This window comes from Selenobaculum gibii, assembly GCF_030273445.1.
Lineage (GTDB): Bacteria > Bacillota > Negativicutes > ICN-92133 > ICN-92133 > Selenobaculum > Selenobaculum gibii.
In genome coordinates this window covers 2,455,069-2,471,391 of record NZ_CP120678.1, presented here as the reverse complement: position 1 = coordinate 2,471,391, position 16,323 = coordinate 2,455,069, and the positions used below count along the sequence as shown (strand labels likewise).

The window sequence follows — 16,323 nt, the reverse complement described above, 5'->3', positions numbered from 1 at the left end:
ATGAAAAGTTTAATCTACCGTGCGTTTGGGATGTTATGCGTAATGACTTTTCTATGTGGAGGGATTTATCCACTTGCAGTAACAGCAATTTCGCAAGCGGCTTTTCCGGATGAAGCAAATGGCAGTATTATTAAAATAGATAATAAAGTTTATGGAACAAAATTTTTAGCACAACAATTTACCGGTAAACAATATATGTGGGGAAGGATTATGAGATTAGATACAGAATCTTTTACCGATAAAAATGGAAATAGTTATTTTTATGCAGCACCTGATAATATAAGTCCAGCCAGCAACGATTATGATTCTTTAGTGGCACAGCGCGTACAAAAAATAAAAGAATCTAACCCGGATGCAAGAATTGACAGTATTCCCGTTGACTTGGTTACGAATTCTGGCAGCGGGCTTGACCCGCATATCAGTTTAGCAGCGGCAGAGTATCAAATTCCACGTTTAGCAAAAGAACGTCAAATGTCGGAAACTGAAATTCAGAAGATTATTGATGATTATACGACAGATAAATTTCTTGGCGTTTTCGGCGAGCCGGTGGTGAATGTTCTCCAAGTAAATTTAGCTTTAGATGGTTTGTTAAAATAAAGATAGTTAGATAGGGTCTATACTGTATCTTGCGATACAGTATAGATTTTTGTCGGTTAAAGCAGATTTAAATACGCAAAGAAGGTGAATAACATGGATGAAGATGAACGCGATCCGCATAAGTTTCTTGAGGCAGCTATGCAGGAAGAGAAGAAAAAAAAGAAGGGGAAACTCAAAATATTTTTCGGTTATGCTGCTGGAACGGGAAAAACCTATGCGATGTTATCGGATGCACATGATGCTCAAAAAGAAGGAATTGATGTAGTTGTTGGCTATATTGAGCCGCATGCAAGGCCTGATACAATGGCGCTTTTGACGGGGCTTGAGGTGTTACCGCCACTTGAGGTAGCTTATCATGGGGTAACATTAAAAGAGTTTGATTTAGATAAAGCGTTAGAGCGCAAGCCAAAGCTTATCTTAGTGGATGAATTTGCCCATACGAATGCAAATACTTGTCGGCATGCAAAACGGTATCAGGATGTGCAGGAGTTATTAAATGCGGGTATTGATGTTTATACAACGGTAAATGTACAACATTTAGAAAGTCTAAATGATGTCGTTGCGCAAATTACTGGTATTATTGTTCGTGAAAGAATACCCGACAGTGTTTTTGATGATAATTCGCAAGTCGAGCTTGTAGATATTGATCCTGATGATTTATTAGAGCGGCTGAAGCAGGGGAAAATCTATCGGGAAAAGCAGGCTAATAAAGCATTGGGAAACTTTTTTACGGAGGAAAACCTTATTTCTCTACGTGAAATCGCATTGAGGCGGATGGCTGATCATATTAATTCTTTGCAGCTGCAAGCAGATCGGGAAAAATCGTTAACATCTGTAGTTACAGCAGAGCATATTTTGATTTGTTTATCGTCATCGCCTTCGAATCCGAAAGTAATTCGTCAAGCGGCACGGATGGCAGCGGCATTTCATGCAAAATTTACAGCCATCTATGTAGAAACACCTGACTTTAATAATATGTTGCAAAAAGATAAGGAACGGCTGCAAAATAATACGCGATTGGCACGAGAACTGGGTGCTAATACAGTAACTTCCTACGGCAGTGATATTGTAGAGCAGATTGCGGAATACGCAAAGGTTGCGCGAGTTTCTAAAATTGTTTTGGGGAGATCGTATACGAAGCGTAAGCTGTTCTCTGTGCAGGAGAGTTTCTCCGAGCGTTTGACTGATTTATCACCTCAATTGGAAATCTTTCTTATTCCAGATAATTATGATAAGAAGTATGTAAAGCCTATTGGCTTGCAACGCTATACACAAGATTATAGCGACAGTATGTGGATGTTTGGTGTTTTATCTGTGTCTACGATTTTTGGCTATATGTTATCACATTGGAACTTTGGTGATGTCTCTATCGTAGCCAGTTATATTATCGGTGTATTTTTTACTACATTTATTACTAAAGGAAAAATTTATGGAATTATTGCTAGCTTTTTGAGTGTTCTTTTGTTTAATTTTTGTTTTACTAGACCTGTGTATACATTTGAAATCGTGGATATTCGCCATATAATTTTATTTGTCGTTATGTTTATTATTGCTATGATTTGTGCAGGGTTAACGCATAAGGTGAAAGAGTATGCAAAGTTATCCGCACAGAAAGCATATCGATTGGAAATTCTTTTGGCGACAAGTCGTAAGCTACAGAAAGCCGCGGATAAATATGAAATTGTCGAACAGACGGTGGCACAATTGGGCACATTACTAGAAAAGAATATCTACTTTTATTTAGGGAATCCACGTTTAAATCCGTTACCATTTACGTATATTTGTAATGAAGCGCTGCAAAACAATTTTGATAATCAACGTTGGGTGGCCGTAGCAGAATGGACATTTAAAAATAATCGTCATGCTGGATTTTCTACGACGACTTTACCGGGGGAAAAGTGTTTGTATTTAGCGATTCGTAATGGAGAAAAGGTATTTGGCGTAGTGGCGATTGATATGGAAAATCAGCGAATTCCTGCGTACGAAGAAGGCATTATGGTAGCAATTCTAAATGAATGTGCATTTGCGCTAGAAAAGGATGAGCTGTTAAAAGATCAAGAAAATGCGAGTCTGCAACTTAAACAGGAACAGCTGAGGGCAAATTTATTGCGTTCCATTTCTCATGATTTAAGGACACCTTTAACTTGTATTTCTGGCAATGCAGAAGTATTGCTTCACAATTTAAATCAAATGAAGCGGGAAAAAGCACAAAAACTTTGTGAGGATATTTATGATGAATCCATTTGGTTAATTAATTTAGTAGAAAACTTGTTATCGGTAACAAGGATAGAAAATGGTACAATGAAATTGCAACTGAATATTGAAAGTTTAAGTGATATTGTGGATGAAGCATTAAAACACATAAAGCGTAAGCTAAGTCATCAGCCAATTCACGTGGAGCACGAGAATGATTTATTAATGGTAAAAGCTGATGGCAGGATGATTATTCAGGTCATTACCAACATCGTAGATAATGCCTTAAAATATACGCCGCAAGGAACGCAAGTTGCCATTACCACGAGGCAAGTAAATGATGAAGTAATTGTACAGATTACCGATGATGGCTTAGGAATTACGGATGAAGCTAAAAGTAAATTGTTTGATATGTTTTATTCTGCTAAAACCAACGCTGCTGATGGGAAACGTGGCATGGGATTAGGGCTGGCTTTATGTAAGTCGATTATCAATGCGCATGGTGGTGAGTTGACAGTTGCTGATAATAAACCGCAGGGGACGATATTTCAATTTAATTTAAAAGTGGAAGAAGTGAGATTATGATCCATCAGACGATTCTAGTTATAGAAGATGATATTCCCGTTAGAAATTTGATTACGACGACACTAGAAACCCAAGATTACAAATATTACACAGCGGAAAACGGTACACAGGCATTACTGACAACGGCATCAGTAAAGCCTGATGTTATTCTACTTGATTTAGGGTTGCCGGATATAGATGGAATCGAAGTGATTCGAAAAATTCGTTCTTGGTCGGATATTCCGATTATCGTGATTAGTGCCAGAAGTGATGAACGAGATAAAATAGAGGCGCTTGATAGCGGTGCCGATGATTATTTAACAAAGCCGTTTAGTGTCGAGGAGCTTTTGGCAAGACTAAGAGTTGTATGGCGAAGATTAAACTACTTGTCAACGCTAAATGGTAAGGTGGAGGAAGTTTTTCATAATGGGGCGCTTGTCATAGATTTTACCGCGGCGGTAGTAAAAGTAAACGATACTGAGGTAAAGTTAATGCCAATTGAGTATAAATTACTTTGCTTATTGGCGAAAAATGTAGGCAAGGTACTTACACATCACTACATATTAGATCAAGTATGGAAAAATGCAATTGAAAGTGATTTAGGCTCGTTGCGTGTTTATATGACGTCGCTTAGAAAAAAACTCTGTAAGAGTGAAAGTGGTGTAGAATATATCCAGACACATATTGGAATAGGGTATCGAATGCTTCGGATTGAGTAGAATAAAAAATCCTGATTCAAAATGAATCAGGATTTTTTATTTTCCCAAGCGGGCGGTGTAGAAGGTGTAATTACGCCAAAAGCAAAACCACGTTCTTTTAGGATTTTAATAATTTGTGGCAATGCTTTAATAGTTTCTTCGTGACCAGGTGAGGAGTGCATCAATATAATTGCATGATCTTGTAAAATTGGAAAGTTATCGAGTTGATGAATAATATTGTCAATTAAGTCTTCTGCCGTTCCATCTGAAGCATCTCCGGAACTAATATTCCAGCCCACTTCGATATATCCGAGCCGTTCTAGCTCTAACCAATATTCATCGGTAAAGTTTCCAACGATGCCTCCAGGGGCTCTTGTAATAAGCGGACGAACGCCCAAGATTTCTTTAAAAATATCATCTGCTTGTTGTAATTCTTTGATGTAACTGCCTGGAGAATCGTATAATTTTTCATAAATGTGTGTATAACTGTGATTCCCAATTGCATGATTTTCATTATAGATTCGCTTTACTACATCTGGATAATCATGTAGTTTATTGCCTAATAAAAAGAAAGTTGCCTTTACTTGCTCTTGTTTTAGTATATCTAAAATAGCGATTTCAATATCGTCATTAGGTCCGTCATCAAAAGTTAGATATACAGTTTTTTCATGATAATAAGGTTCGATTTTTGGAAGCGCTGTAGATAATCCTTGGTTTTGTCGCTGGGAGATTGTAAAATTGTCATATACAGGTCGGAATGGGTCTTGGGTTTTAAAATCAGATAAATCACCATTAATAATAAAGGGCGTTTTAACAGATTCTTTTTGCCCTTTACTTAAAGTTTCATCATCTGTATATTCAGAAACTCCAGCTGGGGTGGGGCATTCGTTTACGAAATAAAGTGGAATTGTGACGATAATAAAAGTAATAATTGAAAAAATTGCAAATAGATGTTTTTTAAAATAATTTTGCATAGTATGCTCCTAGGTATTAATTTGTGTATGACAAAACATTATCATTTTAGCATGATTGCATGTTGATTCATAGATAAAATTGTTTGCTTGCTGGTAAAAGTAGATGTTTTTATCGAAAAAGTTCTTTTAACTAAAATATATTCAGTATATAATTAAAATAATAAATTTTATCAAAAAATATTCATTTTGATAATGTAAGGAGTATTGAGAAAACGAAAAAAGATATTTTAAAAAAGTTTCAGTGTCGGATTTTGCAGCGTTGAATTTTGTGTATTATTTAAGGTGATAGAAAAAGACGCATTGAAAGAAATGTTGGGGTAGTAATTAAAAAATGCAGTTTAAGATCAATGACGGAGTAAAATAAGTAGGATTATCTAGTAGTGTCGATATAGTGGTTGCAATAGCTTCCTAAGGAAATCTATGCCAGTTTGTCAAAGTTTGCAGATGAAATACTATATAATTTAAAGTAAAAAGATGAAATATTGATAGTTTTTTTTAGAATGGTTTAAAATAGTCAGGTAATAACATGGAATTAATAGTAATAAAATAGCTTTAAACCCTTAATTTTACTGAATTTTTATCTGATAATATTTCTAAAAATGTGCAGGATTTATGTAGGGAAAAATAGAACTTAATTGACGTAATTATAAAACTGTTCGACACGAAGTTTTATTGTGGTGAGTATGATTTAAGAAAATTTATAGGGGAACCAGTTTATTAAATTGGAGGGGTAAAAATGTTAAATATATTATTGGTTGGCGGCGGTAGAGGTGGAGCCGGTATATTAGAATTATCGACAAAGATTCCTGATGTAAAAATAGTTGCTGTAGCGGATGTAAAGGCAGATGCGGTTGCGATTCGCTTAGCGCAAAAAATGGGGCTTAGAACGTTTCAAGACATTTCTGAAGCGGTAAAAATGCCAGGACTAGATGTTATATTAAATGTTACAGGTAATGTGGAAGTCAACAAGATTATCAATACATATGTACCAGAAAATGTGAAAGTAGTAGAGACTTATTTAACAAATATAATTTATCATTTGATTAAGTCTCAAGCGTTGATTAATGAAGAATTAAAAACAAAGGTAGATACTTTATCAGGAGCGGTGAATGAAGCAAAAGGGCATATTAATAATACACATGAAGTTATTGGTTTTATCAATAAAGTATCGCAGCAAACGAATTTGCTTGGGCTAAATGCAGCAATTGAGGCGGCACGGGCTGGAGAGCAAGGTCGTGGATTTGCCGTTGTTGCAAATGAGGTGCGTAAATTAGCTGAAGATAGTGTTGAAGCGACTAAAAAAATCAATTCTATTTTAGGAAATATAGAGTCTTCAATGCAAGCAATTATTGTTGGTATTGAACAGACTGCTGCAGTTGCTGATGAAAAATCACGCCGAGAGTTAGTGCAAGGGATTAAAATCACAACAAAATAAATAATAAAAACCGCAGCGAAAGCTGCGGTTTTTTATTCAGGAATGATTGAAGGGTTATCTGTAATTGAGGATAGGACTACAATGGTTTGCGTTTTTAGAATTCCAGGTTGATTTTTAATACGGTTTAACAATAATTCTAATGTTTTTGTACTTTCAGTGACAATTTTTAATGAGTAGTCGAATTCTCCAGTTATATAGAAGCATTCTTTAATTTCGAGTTCATCTTTGACGAAACTGGCAAAAGAATCCCCATGGGTTGGATTTTCTAATTGGACATACATGAGAGCCATTAAATGTTTGTTTAGCATTGCAGGATCAAGAATAACTGTATATTGTTTAATTACGCCTGATGCTTCTAATTTTTTCAAACGTTCACTTATTGCGGGCATTGAAAGTGATATTTCGGCACTTAAGTCAGAAATGGTCATACGGGCATTTTTTTGTAGATTTTTAAGTATTTTTTTATCAATGACGTCCATAATTTAACCACCAATCTTTATAGCAATGCTTTGATGTTATCTAATATATTATAACAGGATAAATAGAGGATGTAACATATTTTAAAAAATAATTTCAAAAAAAGTAAAAATAGATTTTCTTTTTTGCCTGAATAAAAAGGAATGTATCTAAGTTGGACGAATTCTAAAATAAATAAAAAAATTTTTACATTTTGATTTTGGCAGGTGGCTGAATTGGCAGTTAAACGAAATCCAGTGCAAAAAAGAATAGCAGTATTTATTTTTGCATTGGTTGGCTTAATTTTTATATTGGCTGGCCGTGTAGCTTGGATACAAGTTGTACAGGGCGACCTATTAGCAATGAAGGCAAAGCGGCAAGTAGAAGAGAGCCGCACGCTACAGTCGCCCCGAGGCACGATTTACGATAGAAATGGTCGTGAGCTCGCGGTTAGCATTCTGGTAAAATCGCTTTATGTAGATCCGGAAGTTGTAAAAGATCCTGAAACATTGGCGGCAGAATTGGCACCTATTTTAAAAATGTCAGAGCAAGACATTAGAGGTAGAATTGCCGATGGCGGGAGGTTTGTTTGGTTAAAGCGTATGTTAGAGCCAGATGTGGTGGCGCGAGTAAAAGCAGTGATTGAAAAGTATAATCTAAATTGTTTGAATTTTGTAGAAGAAAGTAAACGCTATTATCCAAATGACGCGTTAGCTTCACAGGTACTTGGCTTTGTAGGAATGGATGACGTTGGACTTGATGGGATGGAATTGGCAGAAGATGAAGTTTTAAAGGCGAAGTCATCGGAACAATTTTTGTCGACAGATACTTATGGAAGACCAATTTTCAATTCTGTTTTTTCAAAAAACACTTATGAAGGTGGAAAAGATCTTTATTTAACGATTGATAGCAATATTCAGTTTATCGTTGAGCAGACGCTTGAAAAAGCGATGGTAGATACGAAGCCACGGGCGGTTACGGCAGTCGTCATGAATCCGAAGAATGGCGAAATATTGGCGATGGCAAATCGCCCAACGTATAATCCCAATGAGTTTTATAAATATTCACCAGAAGAGTGGAGAAATCGTGCAGTTTCCTTTGTATATGAGCCCGGTTCTACATTTAAGGCTATAGTTGCGGCATCGGCATTACAAGAAGGTATCGTTACGCCGGAAAAACGGTTTGTTGATCCGGGATATGTAATGGTATCTGGACGAAGAATTCAAAACTGGAATGGTGAAAGTTATGGCAATGTAAGCTTTACGGATATTATTAAAAACTCTATAAATACAGGTTTCGTTCAGGTCGGTATGCAGGTAGGAGCGCAAAAACTTAATGATTATGCCCATGCTTTTGGCTTTGGAGCTTTGACGGGAATTGAATTGCCTGGTGAGGAGTATGGAATTTTATTTGATCCTAAGCATATGCGAGATTCAGATATTGCGACGATGTCGATTGGACAAAGTATTGCGGTAACGCCAGTGCAGTTAGCAACTGCTATTTCAGCAATTGCTAATAAAGGAATGTTATTAAAACCTACAATTATCAAAGAATTTAGAAACTCCGATGGAAGCATAAGTAAGAGTAGTGAAGTTACACAAGTAAGACAAGTTATTGAAGAAGATACAGCGACGAAATTAATTAGTATGTTAGAGCAAGTTGTTGCTTCTGGTGGGGGGACGAAAGCGGCGGTGAAAGGCTATAGAATAGCTGGAAAGACAGGAACTGCTGAAAAATTAAAAGATGATGGAAGCGGATACTTAAGTGGTCATTATATCGCTTCATTTGCAGGTTTTGCTCCAGTTGAAGATCCCCAAATTACAGTGCTTGTTATTATTGATGATCCAAACGGTATTTATTACGGCGGGCAAATTGCTGCACCGATTGCCGGGGAAATATTTGAACAGGTTTTACGCTATTTGAATATTAAGCCGTTAAATAATGATTTAGAAGGCGCGCCGGTGAAAAGGCCATTGGCTCAATTACAACAGCCTGCCAAACCAATTCAAGTACCTCCAGGCAAAGTTTTAGTGCCTGATTTTACAGGGAAAACGATGCGACAAGTTGCAGAATTGGCAGATTCTCTAAGTCTTATCGTCCTTCCTGAAGGCAGTGGAATTGCTCAAAGGCAAAGTATTCCAGTCAATACGCTTGTCGATAATGGAGCTGAAATAACTGTATATTTTACAGGAATTTAAAAATAATAAAAGGGCGGCTAAAAGGCCGCCCTTTTAATCGTATCTTAGGATTGCGATTTATTCATAGAAGATTCATATTGTTCGATCATTTTACGAACCATATGACCACCTACACGGCCGCAATCAGCGGAAGTCATTGTAGACCAACCGTTTTGGCGAACTGCGTCAGCAATGCCTAATTCGTTTGCAATTTCATATTTCATTTTATCAAGCGAATTTTGAGCTGCAGGGTTTACAGGTTTGTTTGTTCTCGACATATTCTCACCTCCTCATCGCGTTGTAATCCTATTATCTACATTTTTTAAATGCATTATGCGAAACAGGAAGATGTAAATAGTGGCATAAAAAATAAGATTTTCTTTGGAAAATAAAAGGAGTCATTTTGTCCTATATTTATTTAGACGAGAAGGGAACTGTAAAAGAATGGCGAAACATTAAATATATTAGTGGCTGAAGTCTAATCATGATCACCTAGATTATGGGTAGAATGAGGGGATATCAATGAAAAAAAAATTAGAGCAGCTCAATCAAAAAATTGAGTCGACAAGAGCAAGTCTTAATAAGCTTGTGTCAGAAAAAGGCGGGATTATGACTGATGATACTGTCTTAGGCTTGAGCGAAGAACTTGATGATCTGATTGTACAACAGACACGGTGTAAAATTTCATTAGAAAAATGATACGATATGCTTATATATTAATTAGGAGATGGAGTAAATGCCAAATAGAGATGTATATGCACAAATTGATTTATCAGCAATAAGACATAATGTGAAGCTGATAAAAAGCTGCATAAAAAATAATGCGAAAATGTGCGCGGTTGTGAAAGCAGATGCTTATGGACACGGAGCAGTTGCGGTTGCGAAAGAAGCCGTTGCTGCTGGTGCGGATTATTTGGCGGTTGCAATACTAGATGAGGCATTAGAACTTAGAAACGCAGGATTCAAAGAACCAATTTTGATTTTAGGGTTTACACCGGATAGACAAACGCAGCAACTCGTTGAATATGATATTGAGCAGGCTGTTTTTACGCTTCAAGCGGCAGAGGCTTTATCTAAAGAGGCAGTGCGCCAGGGGAAAAGAGCAAGAGTTCATATTAAAGTGGATACGGGAATGCATCGAATTGGAATTCAGCCGAATCAGGTGGGTGCATTTGCTGAAGCGATAGCTGCACTTCCAGGTGTAGAAATCGTCGGAGTATTTTCTCATTTTGCAAAATCTGATTATGAAGATAAAACTTTTGCTTGTGAACAATTAGAGAAATTTAATCAAGCAATTGCAGATATTGAACAAAGGGGAATTAACATTCCTTTAAAACATATTGCCAATAGTGCAGCAATTCTTGAAATGCCGCAGGCCCATTTTGATATGGTCCGCGCAGGGGTAATTCTTTATGGATTATGGCCGTCAGATGAAGTGAAGCATTCTACGGATCTTCGTCCGGTAATGAAATTGATTGCAAAAGTTGCTTATGTAAAGGAATTAGAAACGGGTAATGGAATTAGTTATGGTCAGATTTTCAGAACGAAACGCAAAAGTCTAATTGCAACCCTGCCAATCGGTTATGCAGATGGATGGTCACGCTTATTAACTGGCAAAGCAAAAGTTTTGATTCATCATCAACTTGCTCCAATCGTGGGGAAAATTTGTATGGATCAATGTATGGTAGATGTTACGGATATTGCAGGGGTGAAGCAAGGGGACACTGTAATTTTATTTGGTGATGGAAAGCTTTCAGTGGACGAAATTGCCAACTGGTTGGGGACAATCAATTATGAAGTTGTCTGCATGATAAGTAAACGTGTACCAAGAGTATATTGCTAAAGTAAAAGGTTCATTTCCTCAGGTGAGGAAATGAACCTTTTACTCTTTCGTTTCTTTAGCGTATTCATCCTTAATTTTTATTTGCCAGCCACCCAAATTATCTGCAAACACATTAAAAATCCAGAGTGTAAGAAGCGTAAAAGCTGCGCCGGCGAATCCTAGGCCAATCCCCAGGCAGGCACCGGTGACAATACCAAGAAAGTCGCGGTCTAAAATTGCAATGATAATGCCGATGAGTTCACCAAAACAAATGCCGCTGAAAAATAAAACAAACGCAGGTACTTTATAGTCAATATGGAGAATTGTTTTTTTCATTTCGCCCTCCATCTTTAGCCAAAAGCAATTTAATCATGATAAATAAGGCCAGATAACCAAACCAAGGGAAAAGTCTTTGAATAATTTCGCTAAATTCAAGGTTAATAAAGAAAAAACTAATGCATAATAAAAAAATGAGGCAAAGGGGATAAGGTAAATTTGTGTGCTTTTTTAGTTGTGATGCACAGCCATATAAACAGGATAAAGAGGTTGTAAAGATAGCCAAAAGAAAAATAATAAGATATAGAAAAGAATGTAATAAACTTTGCGAACAGGAAATATCTAACATCGGTATTTGAGCATTTAAAATATAAGGACAATGAAGAAGAATCGTAAAAGTGATACAAATAGCCAGACTCATAAGTAATGTTGCACCAAGAATGCTTCCTAGAAGTCGCGTTTGATTACATTTGATTTTTGCTCCTAAAGGGACAAGTAAGGGTAAGCTGATTGAAAGATTATAGGAGGCATATAATAAACACGATAAAAGCCAATGTGGTGCAGGCTGATTGGAAAGTGAGACCGTATGCTCAAAGAGTGAGAAAGAAAACTCATGATAATGCAGCGAAGAAAAACAGATGATTAAGATGATAAGGGCAAGAAATGGTGTGGCAATTAGATTTACTTTCATAATCCCTTGAACTCCGAAAAGTGCAAGGACTAAGATGAGAAGACTTAACGAGGTATACCCAAGAGCAAAGGGTAAATAGAAATAATTACGGCAAATTGTTCCCGCAGCAATTAACATCAATTGTAAAATAGTAAAAAGGAAAAATCCGAGTAGTAAATTAAGAATGAATCCAAATCTCTTGCCACAAAGTTTATTGATAAAAAGCGTATAATCTGTAGTTTCAAATTGATTGCTGATTTTTAGCAGGCGATAGCCTAATAAGGAAAAAAAGATGCCAGCGGTAACGATGCCATAAATCCCCATACTACCATATGCAATAAAAAAGTATAATAGCTCCTGACCGGAGGCAAATCCTGCACCAAGCATAGTCCCCGCAAATAAAAATGCAGTTTTAAAAATAGTGGATATTGGTTTAGGCATAAATACCTCCGATACATGATGATAATGAAGTATAAGGGGAAAGCTGAATCTTTTAAAATCTATGCATATTTTTATGATTGAAGAACAAAAATATGCTACAAAAGGCATGTTTGACAGGTTTTTATATAGTATATATAATTAATTAGATAAATAATTTGTAGATGTATCGTAAGCGATAGAATATCGGTTAGGTTTCGAATATTTGGAGGTTTGAGAAAAGAAATGCTTGATATTAAATTTGTCAGAGATAATCCGGAAAAAGTACAAGAAGCGTTAAAAAATCGTGGTAATTCTATGACGTTAGACGGTTTTATCGCATTAGAAAAAGAACGTCGTGATATTTTAGGAAAAGTAGAAGCTTTAAAAAGCGAAAGAAATAAAGTTTCACAACAAATCAGCATAATGAAAAAAAATAAGGAAAATGCGGATGATTTGGTGCTTGAAATGCGCAAGGTCGGCGAAGATATTGCTAAACTGGATGCACGTTTAAAAGAAGTTGAAGCTGAATTAAAAGATATTATGCTTAGTATTCCCAATGTGCCGAACGAAGCTGTTCCCGTAGGAAAAGATGAAAATGATAATCCGGAAATTCGTCGTTGGGGTGAAGTGAGAAATTTTGATTTTACGCCAAAGCCTCATTGGGAAATTGGGGAAGGGCTTGGAATCCTTGATGCAGAACGTGCGGCAAAAGTAACAGGCGCAAGATTCACTTTCTATAAGGGCCTCGGCGCAAGACTAGAACGTGCTGTAATTAACTTTATGTTAAATTTACATACAGAAAAGCATGGCTATACAGAAATGTTACCTCCTTTTGTTGCGAATAAAGATAGTATGACTGGTACAGGTCAATTGCCGAAATTCTCCGAAGATATGTTCAAATTAGAAGGGTTAGATTATTATTTAATTCCAACCGCAGAAGTTCCTGTGACAAATTATCATAGAGGGGAAATCCTTGACGGAAAGGATTTGCCGAAATATTATAGTGCGTATAGTGCATGTTTTAGAGCAGAGGCTGGTTCAGCAGGTCGTGATACTCGTGGATTGATTCGTCAACATCAATTCAACAAAGTTGAATTGGTCAAATTTGTAAAACCAGAAGATTCTTATAATGAATTAGAAAAACTAACGAGTGATGCAGAGCGTGTATTGCAATTACTAGGATTACCATACCGAGTGATTTTGCTTTGCACGGGCGATATGGGCTTTAGTTCGGCAAAAACTTATGATATTGAAGTTTGGTTGCCAAGCTTTAATATGTATCGTGAAATATCTTCTTGTTCAAACTTTGAAGATTATCAAGCGAGACGTGCAGATATTAAATTCCGCCGTGATGCAAAATCAAAACCTGAATTTGTGCATACATTAAATGGGTCTGGTCTTGCAATTGGTCGTACTGTTGCTGCAATTTTAGAAAATTGTCAACAGGAAGATGGTTCTGTAGTAATTCCAGAAGCGTTGCGTCCATATATGGGAACCGATGTCATTAGACCTTAAGTATAAAATAGGAGTTTACCTTTAGGTAAACTCCTTTGTTTTTGTGAAATAATAGCAATCAGACTTGATGGGAATATACTGATATTAGTGTAATGCTTTTCAATAATATTAGGATGAAAAGAAAAATAAAACTTGACATAGAGTTCACTCAAAGTGCTAAGGTAAATCTATAGCAAGGAAGAATTGAGATAAAGGGGTTTTAAAAATGAATTTTAATTACTATATTCCAACAAGACTGTTATTTGGCAAAGGTAAGTTGAATGAATTACATCAACAATCATTGCCAGGGGAAAAAGCTTTAATTGTAATTTCATCTGGTAAATCGACTAGAGAAAATGGGTATTTAGCACGAGTAGAAGAACAACTTGATTTAGCTGGGATTAAACATTGTGTATTTGATAAAATTTTACCGAATCCGATAAAAAAACATGTAATGGAAGGGGCTTCTTTTGCTCGGGATAACCAATGTGATTTTGTTATTGGACTTGGTGGTGGAAGTAGTATTGATGCTGCAAAAGCAATTGCTGTTATGGCAACAAATGAAGGTGATTACTGGGATTATGTGAGTGGCGGTACTGCTAAAGGAAAGACAGTTCCCAATCAACCATTGCCAATTATAGCGGTTACGACAACCGCAGGGACAGGAACGGAAATTGACCCATGGACGGTAACTACACATGAAGAAAATAGTGAAAAAATAGGATTTGGTTATGATGCACTATTTCCTGTGATTGCTGTTGTAGATCCGGATTTAATGTTGACAGTTCCGCCGACTTTAACTGCATATCAAGGATTTGATGCATTATTTCATAGCACTGAAGGTTATATCGCAAAAGTTGCAAATCCAATAAGTGAACTTTATTCTTTAAAAGCGATTGAGCTTATTGGGAAAAGTTTAGTGAAAGCCGTAGCGGATGGGAGAAATGAAAATGCTAGAGCGGATGTGGCTTTAGCGAATACTTTATCAGGTATGGTAGAATCTACGTCGTGTTGTATTTCTGAACATTCACTTGAACATGCATTAAGTGCGTATCATCATCAATTACCACATGGTGCAGGGCTCATTATGATTAGCTTGGCATATTACAAAAAATTGATTGACAAAGGTGCATGTCCAGATCGGTTTATTGCTATGGCAAAAGCGCTTGGTAAAAGTGAGGCAACAGCTCCAATGGACTTTGTAGCAGCGCTTGCAAAACTTCAAGAGGATTGTCATGTTGCCAATTTAAAAATGAGTGATTATAGTATAGAAAAAGATAATTTACGTAAATATGCAGTTAATGCACGTAGAACGATGGGCGGATTATTTGATCTTGACCCAGTAAATCTAACTGAGGAAGATTGTATAGATATTCTTACAGAATCTTATCGATAAGTACGCTGTTTCAGTAGGCGTTTTAACTCCCACTGAAAGCAGAACCCGTTAGTCATCGGATAAAATAAAAACGTGATTTAGACAGAGTTTTTACTATATCTGAAGTTTAAGCGGATGAGCTATTGGATAAATATATAAAAAGCGATTACAAGAAATTTCTTGTAATCGCTTTTACTATTATTCGGCGTTTTGATGAATGCTTCCATTTAAGCTTGCTTCTTCCGCCATTGCTTGCTCACCACGTTTAATCGCTTCGCGTATCATAGAGCCGATTTCACCTGTGGTTACATCGCTCCAATCACCATCTTCAACTTTTGCTCCGAAGCCAAGATCATGTGCCAATTGTTTTTTCATTTGCTCAGACATTACTTTGCCCATAAAAAGCCACCTCCAATGATAATTTTAGGAAGCCTGCATATAGTGTTTGCAGGAATAAAAAAAGTTATCCTTGGAAAAATTTTTGTTGAATTTTCGATTGAATACAGGCGCATTTGCCATGAATGGATTCAGTTCCCGCTTCAACTGCTATTTGATAATATTGAATTTTATCATCGAGTTTATTCATATGTTTTTTTAGTTCAACCATTTTTTCTGCAACATTTTTTTTATGCTCATTGAACATATTAAGACGTTTTTCTAATGTAGAATCTCCTTCTAAACACCAGTTGATAAATATTTTGATGTCTTTTATTGCCATTCCGCTATGTTTTAAACAAATGATTAAGCTTAGCCATTCAAAATCACTTTCTTTAAAAATACGGGTTCCTGACTTTGTGCGATCAACGAATGGCAACAGTCCTTCTTTATCATAATATCGAACCGTGTATGTTGTAAGACCCATTTTTGCGGCGACTTGGGTAATTGTATATGTCATTTTTTCACATCCTTGGATTTCTTTTTACCTTATTTTATAACTTTGAGCTAACGTAAAGTCAATAGTAAATAAAAAAATCTTGACCTAGAGTTAACTGGAAGGATTAATATAAAAGTATAGATAGTAAAATAATATCTAAGGGGGATTTGGGATGGAGGCTATTTGAGTTGTCAGAGCATATTCAACCTTATTGTTTAATTAGTATAGGATATCCATTAGATGAAAAGTCAAACTATTTTATTGATCGATATAATGAGATGAAAGTACATTATGAAAA

General features: G+C 36.3%; 16 protein-coding genes. 9 read left to right on the top strand and 7 right to left on the bottom strand.

What is annotated here, in order from left to right; all coding sequences use genetic code 11:
* The 3 genes from kdpC to P3F81_RS11745 all read left to right on the top strand — a co-directional run bounded on the left by kdpC (position 1) and on the right by P3F81_RS11745 (position 4,073).
* The gene (gene kdpC / locus P3F81_RS11755) at positions 1-597 is read left to right on the top strand and encodes a potassium-transporting ATPase subunit KdpC (RefSeq protein WP_147669589.1); all 597 of its coding nucleotides are present in this window, start codon (positions 1-3) and stop codon (positions 595-597) included.
* A 93-nt stretch (positions 598-690) separates the two neighbouring features.
* The gene (locus P3F81_RS11750) at positions 691-3,375 is read left to right on the top strand and encodes a sensor histidine kinase (protein ID WP_147669590.1); all 2,685 of its coding nucleotides are present in this window, start codon (positions 691-693) and stop codon (positions 3,373-3,375) included.
* Positions 3,372-4,073 carry a response regulator gene (locus tag P3F81_RS11745; protein WP_147669591.1) on the top strand — a complete coding sequence of 234 codons (702 nt, stop codon included), beginning with the start codon at positions 3,372-3,374 and terminating at the stop codon, positions 4,071-4,073. The genes P3F81_RS11750 and P3F81_RS11745 overlap by 4 nt, the downstream gene beginning before the upstream one ends.
* Before the next feature lie 26 nt (positions 4,074-4,099).
* On the opposite strand, the gene P3F81_RS11740 is transcribed toward P3F81_RS11745, so the two are convergent.
* On the bottom strand, positions 4,100-5,026 hold the full coding sequence (locus tag P3F81_RS11740; RefSeq protein WP_147669592.1) for a polysaccharide deacetylase family protein: 927 nt from the start codon (positions 5,024-5,026) through the stop codon (positions 4,100-4,102).
* A gap of 736 nt (positions 5,027-5,762) precedes the next feature.
* On the opposite strand from P3F81_RS11740, the gene P3F81_RS11735 reads away from it, so the two are divergent.
* Positions 5,763-6,461, top strand: coding sequence for a methyl-accepting chemotaxis protein (locus P3F81_RS11735; protein WP_147669593.1), 699 nt, complete (start codon positions 5,763-5,765; stop codon positions 6,459-6,461).
* A gap of 32 nt (positions 6,462-6,493) precedes the next feature.
* On the opposite strand, the gene P3F81_RS11730 is transcribed toward P3F81_RS11735, so the two are convergent.
* Positions 6,494-6,940: an Lrp/AsnC family transcriptional regulator gene (locus P3F81_RS11730; protein ID WP_147669594.1), complete on the bottom strand. Its 447-nt coding sequence runs from the start codon at positions 6,938-6,940 to the stop codon at positions 6,494-6,496.
* A 213-nt stretch (positions 6,941-7,153) separates the two neighbouring features.
* Between P3F81_RS11730 and P3F81_RS11725 the strand changes: the two genes are divergently transcribed.
* On the top strand, positions 7,154-9,115 hold the full coding sequence (locus tag P3F81_RS11725) for a penicillin-binding protein (protein ID WP_147669595.1): 1,962 nt from the start codon (positions 7,154-7,156) through the stop codon (positions 9,113-9,115).
* Positions 9,116-9,159: 44 nt separating this feature from the next.
* Here P3F81_RS11725 and P3F81_RS11720 read toward each other — a convergent pair whose 3' ends face one another.
* On the bottom strand, positions 9,160-9,372 hold the full coding sequence (locus tag P3F81_RS11720) for an alpha/beta-type small acid-soluble spore protein (protein ID WP_147669596.1): 213 nt from the start codon (positions 9,370-9,372) through the stop codon (positions 9,160-9,162).
* Positions 9,373-9,616: 244 nt separating this feature from the next.
* On the opposite strand from P3F81_RS11720, the gene P3F81_RS11715 reads away from it, so the two are divergent.
* Both P3F81_RS11715 and alr read left to right on the top strand, forming a co-directional pair.
* Entirely contained in the window at positions 9,617-9,793 is a 177-nt protein-coding gene (locus P3F81_RS11715; RefSeq protein ID WP_147669597.1) for an aspartyl-phosphate phosphatase Spo0E family protein, read from the top strand.
* 37 nt (positions 9,794-9,830) lie between these two features.
* Positions 9,831-10,937, top strand: a complete 1,107-nt coding sequence (alr, locus tag P3F81_RS11710; RefSeq protein ID WP_147669598.1) for an alanine racemase — start codon at positions 9,831-9,833, stop codon at positions 10,935-10,937.
* Positions 10,938-10,976: 39 nt separating this feature from the next.
* On the opposite strand, the gene P3F81_RS11705 is transcribed toward alr, so the two are convergent.
* Together P3F81_RS11705 and P3F81_RS11700 are read right to left on the bottom strand one after the other, a co-directional pair.
* Complete coding sequence (locus P3F81_RS11705; protein WP_147669599.1) at positions 10,977-11,252, bottom strand: hypothetical protein; 276 nt, start codon at positions 11,250-11,252, stop codon at positions 10,977-10,979.
* A complete protein-coding gene (locus P3F81_RS11700; RefSeq protein ID WP_147669600.1) occupies positions 11,227-12,303 on the bottom strand; it encodes a YkvI family membrane protein in 1,077 nt (358 codons plus the stop codon). The genes P3F81_RS11705 and P3F81_RS11700 overlap by 26 nt, the downstream gene beginning before the upstream one ends.
* Before the next feature lie 222 nt (positions 12,304-12,525).
* On the opposite strand from P3F81_RS11700, the gene serS reads away from it, so the two are divergent.
* On the top strand, positions 12,526-13,797 hold the full coding sequence (serS, locus tag P3F81_RS11695; protein ID WP_147669601.1) for a serine--tRNA ligase: 1,272 nt from the start codon (positions 12,526-12,528) through the stop codon (positions 13,795-13,797).
* A 205-nt stretch (positions 13,798-14,002) separates the two neighbouring features.
* On the top strand, positions 14,003-15,172 hold the full coding sequence (locus P3F81_RS11690) for an iron-containing alcohol dehydrogenase (protein WP_147669602.1): 1,170 nt from the start codon (positions 14,003-14,005) through the stop codon (positions 15,170-15,172).
* 177 nt (positions 15,173-15,349) lie between these two features.
* Here the strand turns inward: P3F81_RS11690 and P3F81_RS11685 are convergent, their stop codons facing one another.
* Together P3F81_RS11685 and P3F81_RS11680 are read right to left on the bottom strand one after the other, a co-directional pair.
* Complete coding sequence (locus P3F81_RS11685; protein WP_147669603.1) at positions 15,350-15,550, bottom strand: small, acid-soluble spore protein, alpha/beta type; 201 nt, start codon at positions 15,548-15,550, stop codon at positions 15,350-15,352.
* 64 nt (positions 15,551-15,614) lie between these two features.
* Complete coding sequence (locus P3F81_RS11680; protein ID WP_147669604.1) at positions 15,615-16,046, bottom strand: MerR family transcriptional regulator; 432 nt, start codon at positions 16,044-16,046, stop codon at positions 15,615-15,617.
* Between the last annotated feature and the right edge of the window lie 277 nt (positions 16,047-16,323).